Annotated in this window: 20 protein-coding genes; 6 read left to right on the top strand and 14 right to left on the bottom strand. The window is 42.9% G+C overall.

Going from position 1 to position 20672, the window contains the following annotated elements; translation table 11 throughout:
- Positions 1–339 precede the first annotated feature (339 nt).
- Positions 340–621: a type II toxin-antitoxin system PemK/MazF family toxin gene (locus WDV75_RS04255; RefSeq protein ID WP_338861195.1), complete on the bottom strand. Its 282-nt coding sequence runs from the start codon at positions 619–621 to the stop codon at positions 340–342.
- Positions 558–734, bottom strand: coding sequence for a hypothetical protein (locus WDV75_RS04250; protein WP_338860738.1), 177 nt, complete (start codon positions 732–734; stop codon positions 558–560). Before WDV75_RS04250 ends, WDV75_RS04255 begins: the two co-directional genes overlap by 64 nt.
- 249 nt (positions 735–983) lie before the next feature.
- Here WDV75_RS04250 and ettA point away from each other — a divergent pair, with 249 nt between their 5' ends.
- Positions 984–2651 carry an energy-dependent translational throttle protein EttA gene (ettA, locus tag WDV75_RS04245; protein ID WP_273558045.1) on the top strand — a complete coding sequence of 556 codons (1668 nt, stop codon included), beginning with the start codon at positions 984–986 and terminating at the stop codon, positions 2649–2651.
- A gap of 75 nt (positions 2652–2726) precedes the next feature.
- Here ettA and WDV75_RS04240 read toward each other — a convergent pair whose 3' ends face one another.
- The 4 genes from WDV75_RS04240 to serB form a co-directional block, all read right to left on the bottom strand.
- Positions 2727–3455: an ATP-binding cassette domain-containing protein gene (locus tag WDV75_RS04240; protein WP_273558044.1), complete on the bottom strand. Its 729-nt coding sequence runs from the start codon at positions 3453–3455 to the stop codon at positions 2727–2729.
- Between the two features lie 670 nt (positions 3456–4125).
- Entirely contained in the window at positions 4126–5352 is a 1227-nt protein-coding gene (gene nadR / locus WDV75_RS04235; RefSeq protein WP_273558043.1) for a multifunctional transcriptional regulator/nicotinamide-nucleotide adenylyltransferase/ribosylnicotinamide kinase NadR, read from the bottom strand.
- 725 nt (positions 5353–6077) lie between these two features.
- A complete protein-coding gene (gene radA / locus WDV75_RS04230; RefSeq protein ID WP_273558042.1) occupies positions 6078–7463 on the bottom strand; it encodes a DNA repair protein RadA in 1386 nt (461 codons plus the stop codon).
- Between the two features lie 29 nt (positions 7464–7492).
- Entirely contained in the window at positions 7493–8470 is a 978-nt protein-coding gene (gene serB / locus WDV75_RS04225) for a phosphoserine phosphatase (protein WP_189758340.1), read from the bottom strand.
- 116 nt (positions 8471–8586) lie between these two features.
- On the opposite strand from serB, the gene WDV75_RS04220 reads away from it, so the two are divergent.
- On the top strand, positions 8587–9252 hold the full coding sequence (locus WDV75_RS04220; RefSeq protein ID WP_273558041.1) for a YtjB family periplasmic protein: 666 nt from the start codon (positions 8587–8589) through the stop codon (positions 9250–9252).
- Positions 9253–9258: 6 nt separating this feature from the next.
- Here the strand turns inward: WDV75_RS04220 and WDV75_RS04215 are convergent, their stop codons facing one another.
- A complete protein-coding gene (locus WDV75_RS04215) occupies positions 9259–9576 on the bottom strand; it encodes a hypothetical protein (RefSeq protein WP_189758342.1) in 318 nt (105 codons plus the stop codon).
- 299 nt (positions 9577–9875) lie between these two features.
- Here WDV75_RS04215 and WDV75_RS04210 point away from each other — a divergent pair, with 299 nt between their 5' ends.
- Positions 9876–11345: a transposase gene (locus WDV75_RS04210; protein WP_338860736.1), complete on the top strand. Its 1470-nt coding sequence runs from the start codon at positions 9876–9878 to the stop codon at positions 11343–11345.
- A gap of 73 nt (positions 11346–11418) precedes the next feature.
- Here WDV75_RS04210 and tnpA read toward each other — a convergent pair whose 3' ends face one another.
- On the bottom strand, positions 11419–11835 hold the full coding sequence (gene tnpA / locus WDV75_RS04205; RefSeq protein WP_338861193.1) for an IS200/IS605 family transposase: 417 nt from the start codon (positions 11833–11835) through the stop codon (positions 11419–11421).
- A 22-nt stretch (positions 11836–11857) separates the two neighbouring features.
- On the opposite strand from tnpA, the gene WDV75_RS04200 reads away from it, so the two are divergent.
- Positions 11858–13066 (top strand): transposase, encoded by a 1209-nt coding sequence (locus WDV75_RS04200; RefSeq protein WP_338860734.1) that lies wholly within the window; start codon positions 11858–11860, stop codon positions 13064–13066.
- Positions 13067–13198: 132 nt separating this feature from the next.
- Here WDV75_RS04200 and dkgA read toward each other — a convergent pair whose 3' ends face one another.
- The 3 genes from dkgA to metC all read right to left on the bottom strand — a co-directional run bounded on the left by dkgA (position 13199) and on the right by metC (position 16308).
- Complete coding sequence (dkgA, locus tag WDV75_RS04195; protein ID WP_273559189.1) at positions 13199–14029, bottom strand: 2,5-didehydrogluconate reductase DkgA; 831 nt, start codon at positions 14027–14029, stop codon at positions 13199–13201.
- A gap of 259 nt (positions 14030–14288) precedes the next feature.
- Positions 14289–14960, bottom strand: coding sequence for a DedA family protein (locus tag WDV75_RS04190; protein ID WP_189758344.1), 672 nt, complete (start codon positions 14958–14960; stop codon positions 14289–14291).
- A 154-nt stretch (positions 14961–15114) separates the two neighbouring features.
- A complete protein-coding gene (gene metC / locus WDV75_RS04185) occupies positions 15115–16308 on the bottom strand; it encodes a cystathionine beta-lyase (protein ID WP_273559188.1) in 1194 nt (397 codons plus the stop codon).
- Between the two features lie 559 nt (positions 16309–16867).
- Here metC and exbB point away from each other — a divergent pair.
- Together exbB and exbD are read left to right on the top strand one after the other, a co-directional pair.
- Positions 16868–17839 (top strand): tonB-system energizer ExbB, encoded by a 972-nt coding sequence (exbB, locus tag WDV75_RS04180; RefSeq protein ID WP_273559186.1) that lies wholly within the window; start codon positions 16868–16870, stop codon positions 17837–17839.
- Positions 17840–17845: 6 nt separating this feature from the next.
- The gene (gene exbD / locus WDV75_RS04175) at positions 17846–18271 is read left to right on the top strand and encodes a TonB system transport protein ExbD (protein ID WP_189758347.1); all 426 of its coding nucleotides are present in this window, start codon (positions 17846–17848) and stop codon (positions 18269–18271) included.
- 61 nt (positions 18272–18332) lie between these two features.
- Here exbD and WDV75_RS04170 read toward each other — a convergent pair whose 3' ends face one another.
- The 3 genes from WDV75_RS04170 to WDV75_RS04160 form a co-directional block, all read right to left on the bottom strand.
- Entirely contained in the window at positions 18333–18725 is a 393-nt protein-coding gene (locus WDV75_RS04170) for a cytidine deaminase family protein (RefSeq protein ID WP_273559183.1), read from the bottom strand.
- Between the two features lie 46 nt (positions 18726–18771).
- Positions 18772–19032 carry an HPr family phosphocarrier protein gene (locus WDV75_RS04165; RefSeq protein WP_273559181.1) on the bottom strand — a complete coding sequence of 87 codons (261 nt, stop codon included), beginning with the start codon at positions 19030–19032 and terminating at the stop codon, positions 18772–18774.
- Between the two features lie 198 nt (positions 19033–19230).
- Positions 19231–20670: a glycoside hydrolase family 1 protein gene (locus WDV75_RS04160; protein WP_273559179.1), complete on the bottom strand. Its 1440-nt coding sequence runs from the start codon at positions 20668–20670 to the stop codon at positions 19231–19233.
- Between the last annotated feature and the right edge of the window lie 2 nt (positions 20671–20672).

The raw sequence follows: 20672 nt of genomic DNA, 5'->3' as shown, positions 1-20672 counted from the left end.
CGCTCAGTGTCCAAATGCCCTGTGTCTAAATGCTTGCTCAGGTGCGTTGTCCAAGTGAATTGTTAAGATGTTATGTAATTATAATCATATTATTGATATGAGTTATTACAATTGTCATACCAAATGGGAAACACTGAAAAAGTGTTATTTTATAAGTGGATAGATAAAATACGACATCCAGGCTCGATAAATACAAACGATTTTTTAATCAAAAGACAAAATTCATTTGCTCCAGACGTGCGGGAGCCCAGCAGGAACTGCGGCATATTAAAATTGAGACGCAATAAAACCGCAGTTTAGCGGCACTAGAAAAGAGAAATCCGTACGAGTCGGGTTAGGTTATTCAAAAAAATGATTTGCGCCAATCAATGAAATCAATCGAGCCAAAACCTCGTTCATCACATCGGCTTCAGCTTCAGTTACAAACTGGGATTTCCTGTCTTTCCATGGCAATGTTTGAATCAGGCTTGCAGCAACAACGCTTGCTTTTGCCAGATTATTTACTGGCACTTCAGTCATTCCACCACGGATACTTGTACTAATTGGACATATCATGACTAACCCAGTTTTTTTATTGTATTCCTCACTTGAAAGAACAAGAGCCGGTCGGTACTTACCGATCTCTTTTCCTTTAACGGGTTCAAAACACCGGTTTTCAGACCAACCTGATTGAGGATATGGGTAGGTATAATAATTCCTTGACTATTCCCCCATTTTTTAATGGCAGTAGACATACAAACCTCCATAGTGAATGTTTATACATAGTAAATACTTCTATCAGTGAGAATGACAAGGTGATTTGTGCAAAATTTAACACATCAATTTCAGGCACTGGCATACATCGCCCAGCTAGAAACGGCAAGGTGATAAAAAAGGCAGAACAGCGATTACAGTGAGAAAGATCCAACTTCCTCAGTTGGCAAGTTAAAAAGAAGTCGTACAATACCAGATCCATTAAGCAGATAATCAAAAGGTAAACTACATTGGCCCAATATGTTTATAGTATGCATCGGGTAGGAAAAGTTGTTCCTCCTAAAAGGCATATTCTGAAAAATATTTCTCTGAGTTTTTTCCCTGGAGCAAAAATTGGTGTTCTCGGCCTCAATGGTGCTGGTAAATCTACTTTACTGCGCATCATGGCGGGTATTGATAAAGATATTGAGGGAGAAGCACGTCCACAACCGGGTATTAAAATCGGCTATCTGCCGCAAGAACCTAAGCTTAATCCTGAACATACGGTTCGTGAAGCTGTGGAAGAAGCTGTTAGCGAAGTTAAAAATGCGTTGACTCGCCTGGATGAAGTTTATGCTGCTTATGCTGATCCAGATGCGGATTTCGATAAGCTGGCAAAAGAGCAAGGTGAACTGGAAGCGATTATCCAATCCCATGACGGCCACAATCTGGATAATCAGCTTGAGCGAGCGGCTGATGCTTTGCGTCTGCCTGCATGGGATGCGAAGATTGAACACTTATCTGGTGGTGAACGCCGTCGTGTAGCAATTTGCCAGCTGTTGTTGGAAAAACCAGACATGCTGCTGCTTGACGAACCCACTAACCACCTTGATGCTGAATCTGTCGCATGGCTGGAGCGCTTCCTGCACGATTATGAAGGCACAGTGGTTGCGATCACCCACGACCGTTACTTCCTGGATAACGTCGCTGGTTGGATCTTGGAACTTGACCGTGGTGAAGGTATTCCGTGGGAAGGCAACTACTCTTCATGGCTGGAACAAAAAGATGCACGTCTGGCACAGGAAGCGGCGTCAGAAGCAGCTCGTCGTAAATCCATTGAGAAAGAACTTGAGTGGATCCGCCAAAATCCGAAAGGACGTCAGGCAAAAGGCAAGGCACGTTTAGCGCGCTTTGAAGAACTGAATAGTGTTGACTACCAGAAACGTAATGAAACCAGCGAATTGTTTATTCCGCCTGGCCCACGTTTGGGGGACAAGGTGCTGGAAGTCACTAATCTAACCAAGTCTTATGGTGATCGCGTACTGATCGACAACTTGAGTTTCTCTTTGCCAAAAGGGGCGATTGTTGGGATCATCGGCCCGAACGGTGCAGGTAAATCAACGCTGTTCCGTATGTTGTCCGGTCAGGAGCAGCCAGATTCTGGCTCAATTGCACTGGGTGAAACGGTTAAATTGTCTTCTGTTGAACAGTTCCGCGATAGCATGGATGATAGCAAAACCGTTTGGGAAGAAGTTTCTGGCGGTCAAGACATTATGCGCATTGGTAACTTTGAAATTCCGAGCCGTGCCTATGTGGGGCGCTTTAACTTCAAAGGCGTAGATCAAGGTAAGCGTGTTGGTGAATTGTCTGGTGGTGAGCGTGGCCGTCTGCATTTAGCTAAACTGCTGCAAGTTGGCGGCAACATGTTACTGCTTGACGAACCAACTAACGATTTAGACGTCGAAACTTTGCGTGCATTGGAAAACGCCTTGTTGGAGTTCCCAGGCTGTGCGATGGTTATTTCCCATGACCGTTGGTTCCTTGACCGTATCGCGACACACATTATTGATTATCAGGATGAAGGTAAAGTCACCTTCTTTGAAGGAAACTTCAGCGAATACGAAGATTACAAGAAGCGGACTATGGGGGCGGAAGCGCTGGAGCCTCACCGCATTAAATATAAAAAGATCAGTAAGTAAGTCTGCCAGAAAAAACGGCCTGCGAGCAGGCCGTTTTTTGTTGCATGTAACTAACCCATTGTTATTACTGAGCGATTACGACACTAAAACGCGTTGTTCCATTATGGATTCATAAGTCTTAGTTGCCTTTCCACTTGCTAAAGTGATAACGCTATCCGCATGTTTTATCAGGCGCCTGTCCTGAGAGGCAATGACAACCGTACCTTTCTGTTCATGGGCAATAAATTTAAAGATATTCATGAACGTCTGAAATGCCTGATCATCTAAATTGCGTGTTGGGTCATCTGCAAATAAATACTCAGGTCTTCTGACTATGGCTTTCGCCATTGCTGCCAATTGTTTCTCGTTTTCAGACAGTTCCCCTGGATAATAACGGCTTTTATCGCCTAATTTCACAATATCCAGCGATTTTTGTGCGATTTTTTCGGCTTGCTCGCGAGCAAGTGACAATCCATAAGACGTTGATAATAACAAGTTATCTAAGAGAGTAAGTTCACTAAATAAGTTGAAATCTTGGAAAATAAATCCGCTATTTTCATGATGAAACTTTCCTAATTCCACATCATTCATTAGTTTCAACTTGTTATTATTAATTAATACATCTCCTTGATCTGGTTGTAACATACCCGATGCAATCGACAATACCGTGCGGTTAGTCGATGCCTTCGGCCCTGTTATCAAAGTAATTTCACCTGGTATAATAGAAAATGTGATATTTGAAATCATTTCATGATTAACTGTTGCATCAGTTAAACCATATGAAATATTGATAACCTCAATCGATTTAAATTGATTCAAGTTCATATTCTCAACACAATTAGGTTAAAAGATTAAAGCTTTTTCCTTAAACATATGCTGTCTAAATTCATTCGCAATAACACTGATATCCTTATGGCATTATGTGAATAAAAATAGTCTATATGCGAAACATCTTCATCAAGGATATACTCATCTTATGTCAATTATTATTTACAATGACTATCTAATAAATGAGATGTTTCTTAGTCTTGGAATAAAAAGTCAAAAAATATTAATGAATTATGCTTAAGGCTACAATGAAAAAATAAAAATAGCATAAACTCTTCTATTTTTATTCCACTTTTATAATAAGGGAAAAAGTCATTTTATATTTCGTTAATATTTTAATGTTACTTATTATCACCTCCTTTTTTGCTAAAAACACCTAGAATATTTGTGGGTTTGTCAGTAACTAATAAAAATTATATAAATATGCCTGTTCATTAAATGACTTATTTCCCTGTAATTCAAGTCAAAACAGTAAAATTAAAGTATCAAAAAATATTATTATCACAATTTATTTTATTACATTTGTTAAAATAACCAAAGTAAACATTTAACTTATTGTTAAGGTAGGGTAAATATAAATAAGATAAAGATTACACTGAATAATAAATCACTATCAATTGATCGTGATAATAATATAAGTGTAATCTATTTTATAGATAAAAGTTACTTATTCCATTAACATCTTTTGAACTAATTCAACGCAACGTAGAAAACGTTGATCATAATCTGGTGAATTTACACAGATATAATCGATATTATTTTTTTTCAACAAACTTTCAAGCAAATGTTGAAATTCTTTGCGATCGCGTTCACTGCCTAAGCTTCTTAAACCATCTGCAATCCACGGCGTGTTGTTTTCCAAAAGAATAACTAAATCAAAGCGATATTCATCAATCATCGCCTGAACAAAAGGATGTTCTTTTCCTTCATAGCGTTTGCAAAATGCCTGTGTTGTGACAAAATCAGTATCGATAAACGCAACCTTATTGGCATATTTAACAGCAAAATCAATGTATTGAGCATGACCTAATGCAATTTTATCGTAATCTGAATATTGTAAAGCCATTTCATCGCTTCCCAGATGGGAAAATACATATTCGCGGCCATATTCCCATGCGCTGGTCGTGTTAAACATATTGGCCAGCTTATTCACCAATGTCGATTTTCCGCTCGATTCCCCACCAAGAATAGCCACTGTACGTACAAAAAATGGCTTTACTTCTGTAGGGATATATTCCCAGTAACGGAAAGGCGCCTGGCGGATTTGGCTACCACTAATATTCATGAATGAACGCTGTGGGTCGATAAGCACCGTTTCAACGCCGAAATATTCTTTATAACGAGGAACATCCTGTGCTTCGCTGGAGTAGATATAATTAGGGGTGATGCTTTTTGCTGCCAGAAATGATTTAACGCTTTGACTCCACGCTTCCCAGCCATTTGGGTAAGGCTCCATGCCTTGTTCATCAAATGCATGAATATGAATACTTTTCTGATACTTGAATGTTTGCAGCAACCATCTCAGACGGTCACTGACAGTAGGTTGTTGAGACATAGAACTGTTGATGAATAACTCACGATCACGCATTTCGTCATAACAAAGAACAACATGTAACTCATCAACTTGACTGGAGGCTCGTTGGATCAAATAAATGTGTCCAGTATGTAATGGGTAAAATTTACCAAACACAACTCCGACGGTTTTCTTTTCCATGGGATATGCTAATCCTAGATATTGATGAAGAGCAGCCAGCTTCTGTGCGCTGGGACTTTTTATTTTGGCATTAATGAGTTGGCTTAGATAGCCTTTGGTCATTCCGCTGGCATCAGCAACCTGCTGTAATGTGTAACCTGCCTGTTTGATCGCCTCTTTCAAATAGTCAAATTGCGGCATAAGACCTCCTCTTAGTTTAGTATACTAAACAAAGTAGCATGTTTGCCGTGAAAGGTAAAAATAAAATTGGTTGTTTATTGATTTTTTGGGATTAAATACCATCATCTTGACTATAATAAGTATTTAAAATTGTATAATCAGCTATTTATTTTAAATAAAACAACCAAATGCTAAATTGATAGTTAAATAGCGCTTCAAAATGATAGGAGTACTCCTTACCCCGCGCACCGCGCGGGGTAAGGAACGCCAACATCTGATACTCTCAGTATTATGAAAACTTATTTAAATAATAAAGATGAATAATAATAGTGTTTGTTCAATTATTATTGAACAGATTGCCTGGCTTTATTCGTTGTATAAATATTTACATAACCATTTATGGTTTGAATTTAATCAGTGTTTTGTAATCAATAAATAATATACGCATTAAACTTCAAGTTGCAATTTACAACACTCTATGAAATCACACGCATCTTGAAGTTAGATTGGTATAGAGTAGGGTGAGATAGAAAAAAATTAAATAATATGGTGATTAACTATTTGATTTTTTATTTAAGTAAGATGAATAAAAATATTTGTGCAAAATGGTATTATTCGCTTCACTTGATATACCAATCCAACTGCAAGTTGTGATTGTTTATACTCCCCGCGTAGCGGGGAGATATAAGACTTATCTTGCAAGGCGATTGCTATATTTAGATCTAAAAGGAATAAAAAATTATTTCTTAATCCAGATCATCCAGAACAAACAATGCATCGGCCAGTTTTTTGACGCCAAATACTTTCATATCAGGCAGTGATTTTTTCGGCATGTTAGCATGGGGAACAATAGCGCGTTTAAAACCGTGTTTGGCCGCTTCTGAAATGCGTTCTTGTCCACTGGGAACGGGACGAATTTCTCCTGCCAATCCCACTTCTCCAAATACCACCAGATCACGAGGCAGAGGCCGGTCGCGGAAACTGGAAACCAAAGAGAGTAATAACGCCAGATCAGCACTCGTTTCTGTTACTTTTACCCCACCTACGACATTGACAAAAACATCTTGATCAGCCATTTGCAAACCGCCATGTCGATGCAGAACGGCAAGCAGAATAGCCAGCCTGTTTTGTTCAAGACCTACGGCTACGCGGCGTGGATTTGACATCATGGAATGATCGACTAATGCCTGAATTTCAACGAGTAGAGGACGAGTACCTTCCCAGACAATCATGACAGAACTGCCCGAGGTAATTTCATCACCACGACTCAGGAAAATGGCGGAAGGATTATTGACTTCCCGTAACCCCTGTTCGGTCATCGCGAATACACCGAGTTCATTAACGGCACCGAAGCGGTTTTTATGGCTACGCAGGGTGCGGAAACGGGAATCCGTTTCACCATCCAGCATGACGGAACAGTCTATGCAGTGTTCGAGTACCTTGGGGCCTGCCAACGTGCCATCTTTTGTCACATGCCCAACCATGATAATGGCAACGCCGCGGGTTTTGGCAAACCGTGTCAGGTAGGCTGCGGTTTCCCTGACTTGTGCAACACTGCCTGGTGACGATTGGATATCAGCCATATGCATGACCTGAATTGAATCAATCACCATCAGTTTAGGTTGTTCTTGCTCTGCGATCAGACAAATCTGCTCAATGCTGGTTTCCGATAGCATATTTAGCTGATCTGTCGGTAAACCCAACCGATGTGCTCGCATCGCCACTTGTTGTAATGATTCTTCCCCTGTTACATACAGAGTTTTCATCTGAGTTGATAGCTGACACATGGTTTGTAACAGCAGGGTACTTTTCCCCGCACCAGGGTTACCGCCAATCAAAATGGCACTGCCAGGAACCACACCACCGCCGAGTACACGGTCAAACTCTTTAAACCCTGTTGAAAAACGGGGCAGCTCTTCCAGACTGATATCAGAGAGTTTCTGTACTTTACTGATACTGGCATTTCCGGCATAGCCACTGAAACGCTCATTACGGGATGATGATGAAGCTGCGGCTAAACGCACTTCTGTAATGGTATTCCATGCGTGGCAGGCACTACATTGCCCCTGCCAGCGGGGATAATCCGCACCACATTCGTTACAGACAAATGCCCGTTTTGCTGCTTTTGCCACTTTGTACTTCCTCAATATAATCGCTTTTGCTAGCGTTCTTCGTGTTTCAAACCACCACTCAACACACACAGAACGCCCATTAAATCTGCATGGCGGATAGCAACTTTAGCCTGGGTGTAAACTTTTGGCTTAGCATGATAGGCGATCCCCAATCCTGCCTTACGGATCATTTTCAGATCATTGGCTCCATCCCCAATCGCGACGGTCTGGCTCAGAGGAATATCCAGTGCTTTTGCCAATCTTATTAGCGTGGTTGCCTTGTATTTTGCATCGACGATCGGCCCTTTGACTTTACCGGTCAGCTTGCCATTTTTTATCTCCAGTTGATTGGCGACTGCGTCAAAAAGGCGTAGCTGCTGTCGAAGATTATCGGCAAAGAAAGTAAAACCACCGGAGGCAATCGCGACATGCCAATCCAATGATTGTAACTTGCGAACCAGGCTGGTTAACCCTGGCATTAGCGGAAGTGTTTCCATCACTTGCTGCAAGATTGATGCATCGGCGCCTGCCAACTGAGCAACTCGCTCGCGCAGACTTTCTGAAAAATCCAGCTCGCCTTGCATCGCCCGTTCGGTGATTTCCGCCACTTTATCACCAACCCCGGCCAGGCGGGCAATTTCATCAATGCATTCAATCTGGATAGCCGTAGAATCCATATCCATCACCAATAAGCCAGGTGAGCGGAGACGAGGGATCTGCCCCAAGGGAACGACATCCAAACGGCATTCATCTGCCTGCCGTTTTATGCGAGGTGAGAGGCTACCGGCAATACGGACAACCTGATAATCATCGATCCGCCATGAAGAAACCACCACAATGGCAGCGCCCAATCGGTGCTGGAACTCGCTGATACGCTGTTTATTCAAACCACGTCCATACAGCAACCAGCCGCTATCTCCTGCCCGATAATCCAGTGGCATGACTTCATCACCACTGAGGGATAGGGGTAATCCGGGCCATTTATGGATCTCATCCGGTAAGTAACGATAGGCCAGATTATTAGACATGAACATTGACTCCTGTAATTCCATATAATTTGGTGCAGGCAAAAAACGCTTTTCAAACTATCCTATCATTACCGCATCTGGCAACATGTGCTTTCTGAACATGGGATGAGATAACTATGATAAAAGCCAAGCTAAAAATTAGACTGCACAAGACGGCGATTATATTAGTCTGTATAGCACTGCTTGTACTGCTGATGCAGGGAGTTTCCTATTTCAGCCGTTCTCAACAACAGGCGCATATGGATCAATTTGAAGATCTGGCGAAAACATTAGCAAAACAGGTTGCATTCAGCTTGTCTGATTATATGGAGAATGGTAGCAAAGATCTTAATAATAGGAAGATTGTCGCCAACTTAGATTACTTGACCAGCAATAGCCGAATTTTGGATGCCAGCGTCTATTTGGAGAATGGCACACAGATAGCACGAAGTGGTGAGCCGATTTCTGTTCGTGAACGATTATCGCTGGAAGGTAAAAAATCCAGTAGTTATTTTAACCAACAAATTGTTGTGCCGATACCAGGAAAAAATCATCCGAAAGGTTTTCTTCGCCTGACACTGGATACGCATCGCTTGGCAACCGAGGCAAAACAGGTCGATAACACAACGAACTTACTTAGGGTAATGCTCCTGCTATCTTTGGCGATTGGTTTTATTCTGGCTCATAATTTGCTGAAACTGTCTCCTAGTCGCTGGCAACAATCCCCTTATCTGCTGACTGCCAATACTAAACCTTCTGATGAAGCAGAAAGCAAAGCACAAGATGATGACAACCAACGGTAAGTCACATTACCGTTGGTTATTGTGCGGATGGCTTTCCTTGTTATCAATGTCCTTTCCATAATACCGCTTGAAACAAATAGAATAGAGTACGCCGTGTAGAAGTGTAATCATTACTGCGCCATAAAACACAATCGGCTGATGGGCAACATTAATATGTACAATCGGAATATTGTTAAAACGAAAGATATACATATGAAAGGCCATCGCAGCGATTGCAAGTAAAATCCCCGCTGCATTGTGGTGGATCCGGTGTGACAGCAGGAACCATTTTAAAGTGAAGAAAAAAGGGATAAGCATTAATAAAGAAATAACTACGTAAACCATTATCATTTCCTTAAGTTTTTGTTTGAAACATTGATGTAAGTAGATAGATTGAACACGTCATAAACATGCTGCGTGTTTCAATTATCAATTTAATATGCCTGTTATTTAGCGACGTGAAGTAAGTCTAGAACATGATTTATACATAAATAGTAAACATAGTTATTATTAATTTTTTTGATTTTGTTGATAAATTATAGTGTTTTATCAGGTGCGCCGTAAAACCCCGTCCTTCAGAGGGTGTCGTAAAAGCTCATGTTATCCATTAAGATCGGCGCTCTTCCTTTAGGCGCCGATCTTTTATGACCTTATTCACCCGAAAACTGGAATCGTCTGTTCACACCCAACGTCAATTTGTCAAAGCGCAGCATTTACCTGTATTGGATGGCTCTCTTTCCCTTGGGGATTATCTCAAGCAAATGGGAGAACACAGTGCACTTATTGTCGCGGAGATCCTGGATGAACAAGACTGGGGACCTTTCGAACGTCATTATGCTTCAACAGGCAGGGCTCCTTATTCTCCCCGCGCCATGATGGGGAGCCTGCTTTATGGGATCATGAAAGGACAGCGTTCGCTCAGAGCACTTGAACGCTTGGCGCGTTTAGATTTGGGCTGTATTTGGGTCAGTCAGGGAATTACCCCTGATCATGCCAGTCTTGGACGTTTCATTTATCAGCATCAAACTGTCCTGACGGGGATGTTTTTTAAAGAGCTGACCTTATCTGTTTTGCGCCGCAGTCAATCCGGTATTTCGTGTCTGGCGGGTGACGGGACAGTGATTGAGGCCATGTGTTCTCATTATCATCTTTTGACTCAGGCAGCCATTTCCCGCGAAAAAAAGACCCTCAGTGCAGCGCCTGCCACGGGGCAGACAGAGAAACGTCTTCAGCAATTGGAACAGGGCACAGAAGTATTACGACGCCGGCAAGAAAACCGGGCAAAAAAGGGGAAAGATGGTAGCCAGTTACGTATTAATCCCACAGAGCCAGACGCTGTCGTCCAGAAACTCAAGCGGGGAAAGGGATTTTCAACAGCCTATAAACCGTCTGTTTTAGTCAACACAGGACGTATTATCGTCGCCCAAACCGTAGATCCATCCAGTGAGACACGGGTAATGGCGGATTTATTGGTGCAGAATTTCAATTTATCGGGATATCATCCGGACAAATTGTTGTTGGATGCCGGTTATTTCCATGACGCGGTGATGGCTGAGGCACAAAAATATCAGATCCCGCTGTTTTGCTCTGAAAATTCAACCCGGCAGAGCCCCCGAAAAATCTCCCCCAAATCGTTATTTATCTATGATGCTGAGAAAGACACTTATCTCTGCCCGGCCCATCATTCATTATCGTTGAAAAGCACCGTGGCCGCGTCAGAAAAAGCGCGAGGTTATCGGGTCTATGGCAGTGCCAATGGCACTCAATGCCGGCAAAAAACCCAATGTACACGGGCCAAAGGTGGAAGAAAAATAAAACGCTATCGGGAAGATGAAAAGCGGGATGAACTGCGTTTGCATATGGCTAACCCTGAGTCAAAACGGATATTGAGTCAACGAAAGCGCAGAGTAGAACCGGTATTTTCAGCTTTGCGGGGAATTCAGGGACTGGAGCGCTTTCGGCGTAGAGGATTATCAGCGGTAAAGCTGGAATTTACCCTGCATGCGATGGCCTATAACTTATCAAGAGCAGTGGCTCTGATATTATGGATGATTTTCAGCCTGTTATTGGTTCAAATAACAGGCACTGAAAAATGGGAGAGGATCTCAACTTAACGCGTTGCAAAAATGACCTCCCCCCTTTTACGACACCCTCTTCAGGGCGGGGATATAAGGCGCGGTTTTCCGACTAACCTGGTGTTTTCTGCTGCTCGATGTATTGCCGGATGATCGAGATCGGCGCACCTCCGCAACTACTTGCAAAATAGCTCGGTGTCCACAGAACGCCTTTGTAGTAATAGCGTAGAGCAATATCTGGACGGTCACGCCGAAGCAGCCTGCTGGAAACGCCTTTAAGACTGTTGACCAGATTCGATACTGCGAGCTTTGGCGGGTAGTTGATCAGCAAATGCACGTGGTCGTATTCGCCGTCCATTTCAACCAGTTCAACACCAAAATCAGCACATACGCTGCTAAAGTAGCTGCGTAGCTTTTCGATGGCATCCAGATCGAATATCTTTCGTCGATACTTGGCGACGAATACCAAGTGGACGTGCATCAGGAAAACACCGTGTCTTCCGCGTCGAATATCAGTTTCTTTTGTCATAGACCAAAGTATAATGATAGTCATGAAACGACTTCAAGCCTTCAAATTCCAGTTAAGACCAAATGGTCAGCAGGAGCGCGATATGCGACGCTTCGCAGGGGCTTGTCGCTTCGTTTTTAACCGTGCACTGGCACTCCAGAATGAGAACCATGAAGCAGGGAATAAATATCTCCCCTACACCAAAATGGCTTCATGGCTGATTGAGTGGAAATCCGTACCTGAAACACAATGGCTGAAAGAATCTCCCTCGCAACCGTTGCAGCAGTCACTGAAAGATCTGGAGCGCGGCTACAAAAATTTCTTCCAGAAGCGGGCTGCATTCCCCCGCTTCAAAAAACGTGGTCAACATGACTCATTCCGCTACCCGCAGGGCGTGAAGCTCGATCAGCCCAACAGTCGAATCTCGTTGCCAAAGTTAGGGTGGATACGCTATCGCAACAGCCGTGAAGTCATTGGCGAAGTGAAAAACGTCACGGTCAGCCAGTCATGCGGCAAATGGTACGTCAGTATCCAGACTGAATACGAAGTGACTGACCCTGCTCACAATGCAGAATCCATGGTCGGACTGGATGCCGGAGTAACAAAACTTGCCACGCTTTCAGATGGCACGGTATATCAGCCAGTAAGCAGCTTCAAAGCAAACCAACGTAAGCTGGCAACACTCCAGCGGCAGTTGAGTCGCAAAGTAAAATTCAGCGCAAACTGGCAGAAACAAAAACGGAAAATCCAGTGTTTGCACTCGCACATTGCCAATATCCGGCGCGACTACCTTCACAAAGTCACCAGTGAAATCAGCAAAAACCACGCGATGATCGTCATTGAAGACTTGAAGGTCAGTAACATGTCGAAATCGGCAAAAGGCACGGCAGAGAAGCACGGAAGAAACGTCAGAGGCAAATCAGGCTTGAACCGCTCGATACGGGATCAAGGCTGGCATGAAATGCGCCGTCAGCTTGAGTACAAGCAGCTCTGGCGCGGTGGTCAGGTAGTGGCGATACCTCCGGCATACACCAGCCAGCGGTGTGCCTGCTGTGGTCATACGGCGAAAGAAAACCGTCAGACGCAAAGTCAATTCGTGTGTCAGGTATGCGGCTACAGCGCGAACGCGGATGTAAACGCCGCACGTAATATTTTAGCGGCAGGACATGCCGTACTTGCCTGTGGAGGGATGGTGCAGTCAGACCGCCCGTTGAAGCAGGAACCCACCGAGGTGAGTCAGGCTTCGGTCTGAACGCTGTAGGAATCCCCGTCCTTTAGGGCGGGGAGGATGTCAATCAGAGGTAGATGACCTGAACCCTGCGGAAGAACAGCGTTCAGGTCTGTTGGAGTGGGTAGATGAATCGATGGAGGGGGAGCCTGCTAACTAAAATTGGTTATAAGTATCGGGATTTGGGCCTATCCGCTTCCCGATCTCCAGTTCAGCCATGGCTGTTAAGTCTTCTTTTTCCAGTCTGAAATCGAATACAGCAAAATTTTCTTTAATACGAGAAGGTGTAATAGATTTAGGAATGGCAATCATGCCGCATTCAAGGTGCCAACGAATCACAATCTGCGCTGGAGTTTTGCCGTATTTAAGCGCCAGACGTTCAACCAGTGGCGAATTAAAAACACCTTTTCCACCCCGTGACAACGGGCTCCAAGACTCAGTTGTAATGTGATGGGTGGCATTCCATGAATGAAGTTGTCGCTGTTGCAGTAAAGGGTGCAATTCGATTTGGTTGATGACGGGAGCTACCCCCGTTTCCTGTATTATTTTTTGTAAATGCTCGATATGAAAATTACATACTCCAATACTGTGAGTCAGGCCAGTTTCTTTCAGCTCAATCAGTTGCTTCCATGCATCAACATAGTGATCTTGTTCGGGCACTGGCCACTGAATGAGATAGAGATCAACATAATCTAACTGTAGTTTATCCAGGCTTTCTTGCAATGCTGCACGTGCATCCAGGTGGCGATCATTCCAAAGTTTGGTGGTGATGAAAATTTCTTCGCGTGGGATATCAGTTTCCTTTAAAGCTTTTCCCACCCCGGCTTCGTTATGAAAAATTGCTGCTGTATCAATGGAGCGATAACCGACTTCCAATGCAGTATGGATAGACTTAACAACCTGTTCATTACTCGCTTTCCAAACACCAAGCCCCAATTGTGGCATGTGATTTCCATCAGCGAGTTTAATAATTGTCTGCTGACCCATTATTACCTCCTTTTACGCCTAAACCTAATTTCGATGTGGGTTGGTTAATGAGGTTGTCCATCCCATTCAGGGGAAGTTATTCAGCATGTTAAATTTGAGCACAGCTTAAATAGTGGGTAGTAACAGTACCTGTTGGAATGGACTCTGGTTGTTCAATTATTGAGTTGATAATCCAGTAAGATGATAGTCAAGTAAATAGAAAATCAAGTAAATAGAAAAAATAGTGGTTTTTTGCGATCGTGTTAAGACGATAAGCCCGTTATTTTTTTTTCTTTGCTGTTCCTCTCTTATGACGCCAATACATCAGTACAGAAGCGGATAACCCGCTGATCAACAGAATGACAGGCAAAATTACCAAAATATTCATGACCATATCTTGATGTGCTTTAACGAAAGGGATTTGGTTCAAGATATAGCCAAAACCCACGATAATAATGACCCATAAGAAGCCACTTAACCAGTTAAAAAATTGAAAGCGTTTATTATTTAGGCCAGAAATACCGGCAAATGTTGGCAGGAGAGTACGAACAAACGCTAAAAAGCGTCCGATAAGCAAGGCAGACAGACCGTGTTTAGAGAATAAGACATTGGCACGTTGGCGATATTGCAAAGGAAGTTGAGCTAGCCAGTTTTTGACAATACGGGTATGGCCGAGCCAGCGCCCCTGTAAATAACCCAGCCAACAACCCAGGCTTGCTGCGATGGTTAGCAGAACTACCGTGGGAATGAAACTCATGACACCTTTGGCAATTAAAGCACCGGAAAGCACCAACAGAGTATCGCCGGGCAAAAAGGCGGCTGGCAGTAGGCCATTTTCCAGCACTAGCGTGACAAAGAGGACGCCATAAATAACCCAGATGACGTCTGGATTGGCAAGTTGATTAAAATCATGATGCCAGAGTGCATGTACGATCTCGCTTAACGTTTCCATTGTTTATCCTGTGACTTTTGCGAGTAAAATAATTAACAAACAGATCTGCTTCAGTGTACCGCAAAATGATGAAAGGAGGGGATTTGATTCAGCATCAGGGGAAACCGTGGCTATCTGCAAAAGGAAAGAGATAGCCACAATTGGAAGGTGGAACTTAACGAATGGCCAAACGAGCAAAACCGGCTTCCAAATCATCAATCAAGTCTTGTGGATTTTCCAGCCCAATATGGAGACGGAATAAAGTGCCGGTTTTTGGTGGTGAAGGGTATTGACGTAGCCGTTGCAGCATTTCTGGTTGAATGCCTAAAATCAATGACTCAAAACCTCCCCACGAAAAGGCCATCTTAAAATGATTCAGGTTATCGAGATAATCTGCAAATTGTTGGTGTGTAAGCTGGGTATTCAGGAGAAAAGAAAATAGCCCACAGGAGCCAGTGAAATCACGCTGAAAGAACTGATGCCCTGGGCAAGAAGGTAAGGCAGGGTGATAAACTTCGGCAACTTCCGGCCGCTGAGCAAGCCATTTGGCGATTTTGATACTGTTTTCTTCGTGTTGTTTTAAACGAATGGCTAAGGTGCGTAACCCTCGGTTTGCCATATACACTGTATCGGGATCGGCAATTTGCCCTAGCAGATAAGATCCTTCCCTAAGTTGATCCCAACATCGCGCATTAGCGACCGCTGTACCCAGCATCCCGTCTGAATGACCAATAATATATTTGGTGGCGGATTGGATGGAAATATCGATGCCAAACTCCAGAGCCTTAAACAGTACGCCAGCCGCCCATGTATTATCAATGATAATCACAATCTCAGCATTGACTTGTCGAATCGCACGCACGATAGCAGGAATATCTTGCACTTCCATCGTCAGAGAGCCGGGTGATTCAAGAAAGATAACTTTGGTATTAGGCTGAATCAGCGAAGCAATATTTTCTCCGATCATGGGGTTAAAATAATCGGTGGAAACCCCCATTTTTTTCAGCACATGCTGGCAAAATTCCTGTGTAGGTTCATAGGCCGTACCTGTCATTAAAACATGATCACCGGTTGCCACAAATGCCAGAATTGAATGGGTAATCGCTGCCGTACCGGAAGGATAAAGAGCACAGCCAGCGCCGCCTTCCAGTTCAGCCATCGCTGCCTGGAAAGAAAAGTGAGTCAAAGTGCCACGGCGTCCATAAAATAATTCACCTTTGGCACGGTTCTTCAAGGCTTGCTTTAAATCTTCAACGGTATCGAAAATGACAGATGAAGTGCGTTGAATCAGGGGATTAACGGCACTTTGCGTATATCTTTTTTGTCTCCCTGCACTAACCAATAAGGTTTCTAGTTTTTTTTCTGTCATGGCATCGTTCCCCAAGTTATTTCCTGCCTGTATCTATACGCATTAAACTTCAAGTTGCAATTTACAACACGATATGAAACCTGATTTCTCCCCGCGAAGCTGGGAGAAATCACACGCATCTTGAAGTGAGATGGGTATAAATAGAATCGTTTAAATAATGATGAGCAAGTTAAAAGATTTGGGCGCGTTTTACCAAAGAGATTCGAACAACTTGACGAAAATTCAAGGTGAGCTGGTGTGGTCAATCAGGATTGATTAATGAAGGCGCATCATTAAGTGAGACTTTTTTATTAAATAGTAATGATAATTACTATCAAATCGACAAATGTCTGATATCATTTGTAGCGGACTTTTTCCTCTTTCGAGGTAAGAGGCATGGATCAGGGCTCAAATGAAACCAGTATCTTCACTTTGCAGTGCCGTTATCAAGCTGCAAGAGGTCGGAGATGTGTGGTCAAAAAGTGAGCTGTGACTCAGGAAATATTAGGATTAGCAAGATGAGTAAACGTGATTCACTGCTAAGTAACAGAATCTATAAGAAAGAGAGTAAGGCTAACTGATGCGTAATTTGACAGCTTCTATTCTATTGGCACTCGGATTAACAAGTTCAGCATGGGCTGATACAACACCAGCCACGTCAGAAAATCAGGCTGCTGCTCAGGTAACACCAGCATCTTCCCCAGCTCTGCAAGCGGCTGAACCAACAACTGATGCACCATCAACCCCAGATGCACAAACCGTGACGGCAGATACCACGGAAAATGTAGCGGTGACGGCAGAAGAAACCGTTGTGGCACCCATTAAAGAAGTTTCTGGCAACCAGTCTGGTGGTTTCGCAACGGATCTGTCTGTTTGGGGTATGTATCAAAACGCAGATGCGGTAGTAAAAACTGTTATGGTGGGACTGGTGATCGCTTCTGTCATCACATGGGCGCTGTTTTTCTCCAAAGGTACAGAACTCTTAATGGCTCGCCGTCGTTTGTGTAAAGAGCAATTGGCTTTGGCCGACGTAGCCAATCTGGATGAAGCAGTGAAAATTGCAGCAGATTTTGGCAATCGCAGCATCAGTCGTCTGTTGTTGAGTGAAGCACAGTCTGAGCGTGCTCTGTCTGTTGACAGTATTGACAAGGTTGGAACCAAAGAGCGAACTTCGTTCCGTATGGAACGTGCCGTTGCCGCCATTAGCCGCCATATGGGGCGTGGTAACGGTTATCTGGCGACCATTGGCGCAATTTCTCCGTTTGTGGGGCTGTTTGGTACTGTTTGGGGGATCATGAACAGTTTTATCGGCATTGCGCATTCACAAACGACTAACCTGGCCGTTGTTGCACCAGGGATTGCGGAAGCACTGTTAGCGACCGCATTGGGGCTGGTAGCAGCGATCCCTGCGGTTGTGATTTATAACGTCTTTGCCCGCGTTATTTCGTCATACCGTGGTCAGGTGGGAGATATGGCCGCTAAGGCAATCCTGTTGCTGGGACGTGATCTTGATCTGGCTGAAAGCAAAACAGAAAAAGCAGAAGCAAGGTAATAAATTATGGCAATACGTCTTAATGAAGATTTGGACGATAACGGCGAACTGCATGAAATTAACGTTACGCCGTTTATTGACGTGATGTTAGTGCTATTGATTATTTTCATGGTAGCAGCGCCATTGGCAACGGTAGATATTAAAGTTGATTTGCCAGCATCAACCGCTAAGCCGCAACCACGACCAGAAAAACCGGTATTTTTAACGGTAAAAGCAGATAAGCAGTTGTATGTGGGAGAGCAGGCGGTTGATCGTAATAACTTGTCTTTGGTATTGGATCAAACCACGCAATCCAACAAAGACACAACAATTTTCTTTCAGGCTGATAAAACCGTGGATTATGAAACCCTGATGAGTGTCATGGATTCCCTACGCAAAGCGGGTTATCTCAAAGTGGGATTAGTGGGGATGGAATCAGTTTCCGCACAATAACGTTTCTTTGATTACCTGAAATATGAACTGCCCGAATCGTTAATCGGGCAGTTTTAAGTAATCACCAGGACTGCTTCTTCCAGTCAAAAGGTAATAGTTCACTAAGAGATAAAATCTTTTCTTGAGAGACTTTTACTTCTGCATGGATATTTTCTGGATTTATCTGGCTGATAAACTCTCGGCAACGGCCACAGGGAGGAATGATATTGCCATGCCGGTTAACAGCAATAATCCTGATTATCTGTGTTTCACCTCGCTTTATCATCTCAGCGATGGCACAGTGCTCTGCACAAAATCCCATAGAGCAAGCTGTATCAATATTAATACCAGTATAAATATGACCAGATTTACTTTGAATAACGGCACCTACGTGACCATATTTAATATATTTATTTAATTGAGTCGGGGATATTAGGCAATGTGCCATATGCTCCATTTCCTCAAAAGAAACCACAAAATACTCCTTGTTCATAATTGAATGGATTAATAAAGTAGATGGCTCAGTCTGTTATATTAAGAATAAACTCAATAACCGATTGTGCCATCTCCTTCTCATTATCGCCTTCAACCCGAATAATCACTTCCATGCCACTTTTGATTCCCATTGACATCACTTTAAACATACTTTTTAGATTTGCGCTTTTATCTCCCCTGACAATTTCAATTTTACCGCTGTAATTTTTAACAAAATTACAGAGTTGAGCACAAGGCCGTGTATGTAACCCCGAAGGAGCAGTAACAACCACCGAATATTCAATCATAAAAATCACCTTTTTATATACGCATCTTGAAGTTAGATTGGTATATCCTTTATCTTTCCAGCCACAACTCGCAATTTCTTAGGTATATACCAATCGCTTTTCAAGATGTGTCTTATATCTCCCGCGACGCGGGGAGATATAAACAATCACATTGATTTACAAGCTGCAACTTGAAGTTGAATTGGTATAGAAATAAGATCAGGATTTTTTTAGCGAGCTACCACGGGTTTGAATAACATTCTGATACCAGTAAAATGAGTCTTTTTTATGGCGGGAGAGATCTTTAATATCTTTATCTGTTCGATTAACATAGACAAAACCATATCTTTTTTTATAGCCATTGCTGGTGGAAAGCAGATCAATAAAACTCCACGGGTTATAGGAAATTACCTTAACGCCATAATCCATTGCTCGCTTAATGGCATTAATATGTTGTTGAATATAGTTAATGCGATAATCATCATGAATCGAACCATCAGATTCTAATTTATCATCGGCACCAAAGCCATTTTCTGTGATCATCAATGGCTTCTGATAACGGGTATACAAATCTCGCAAAAGATATTCCAATCCAATAGGATCAATTGCCCAATCCCAATCTGTTGTATCAAGATGTGGGTTTTTATGGATTTGATAGAAATCTGGTTGAATTTCATGTCCGTCTATTTGCCCTTTAATGCCCGTTGGATTAAAGCCATCCATTCGCCGTTGAGCACCTTTTGGCACTGCGGCGGCGGCGTGACTACAATAGTAATTAATTGCCAGAAAATCAGAATAACCTTCTTTAATCAATTCCATGTCACCGACTTCAATATGCGGAGCCAACCCCTGATTTTTTAGATAAATGAGGGCTGATTGATTATAGTGCCCTTTCAGGTAGACATCTGTGAAGTAGTAATTACGCAGATCATTGGCATTTTGAGCCGCCAAATTATCTTCCGGTTTGCTGGTGAGTGGATAAATAGCGGAATACCCCAAGGCTGCGCCAACCAAGCCATTGGGAACCCATTGATGAACCAATTTGCAGGCGATAGCATGGGCAAGATTCATATGATGGTTGATCTGATACTTGATTTGTTCATCATGCAAATAGTGCTCTGGGATCAGACATTTTTTCGTCCAGAATTGCACAATAATACTTTGTTCATTGATGGTTAACCAATATTGGACTTTCTTGCTAAATTCTTTGATTACAAATTCTGCGTAATAAGCAAAATCTGCAACACTTTGCCGATTAATCCAGCCATGATATTTTTCAACCAGCGCCATAGGCATATCATAATGGTAGAGTGTCGGAATCGGTGTTATTCCATTTCTCAACAATTCATCGATAAGATTATGATAAAATTCCACTCCTTGAACATTAGCTTCTCCGATGCCATCTGGAAAAATACGCGACCACGCAATAGAAAAGCGGTAAGATTTCAAACCAAGCTCTTTCATTAACGCAATATCTTCTTTATAGCGATGGTAATGATCACTGGTTATATGGGTATCAGCAAAACCTGGATTATTATTAATGACATCTTGTTGTGAAAGTTTTTTACCGTATTCTTCCGCGGCACCTTCAACCTGATAAGCACTGGTTGATGCGCCCCAAAGAAAACTCTCTGGAAATAAATCATTATTTTTTATCATGG

The organism is Xenorhabdus griffiniae (assembly GCF_037265215.1).
Classification (GTDB): domain Bacteria; phylum Pseudomonadota; class Gammaproteobacteria; order Enterobacterales; family Enterobacteriaceae; genus Xenorhabdus; species Xenorhabdus griffiniae.
This window is presented reverse-complemented; position numbering and strand designations above follow the sequence as displayed.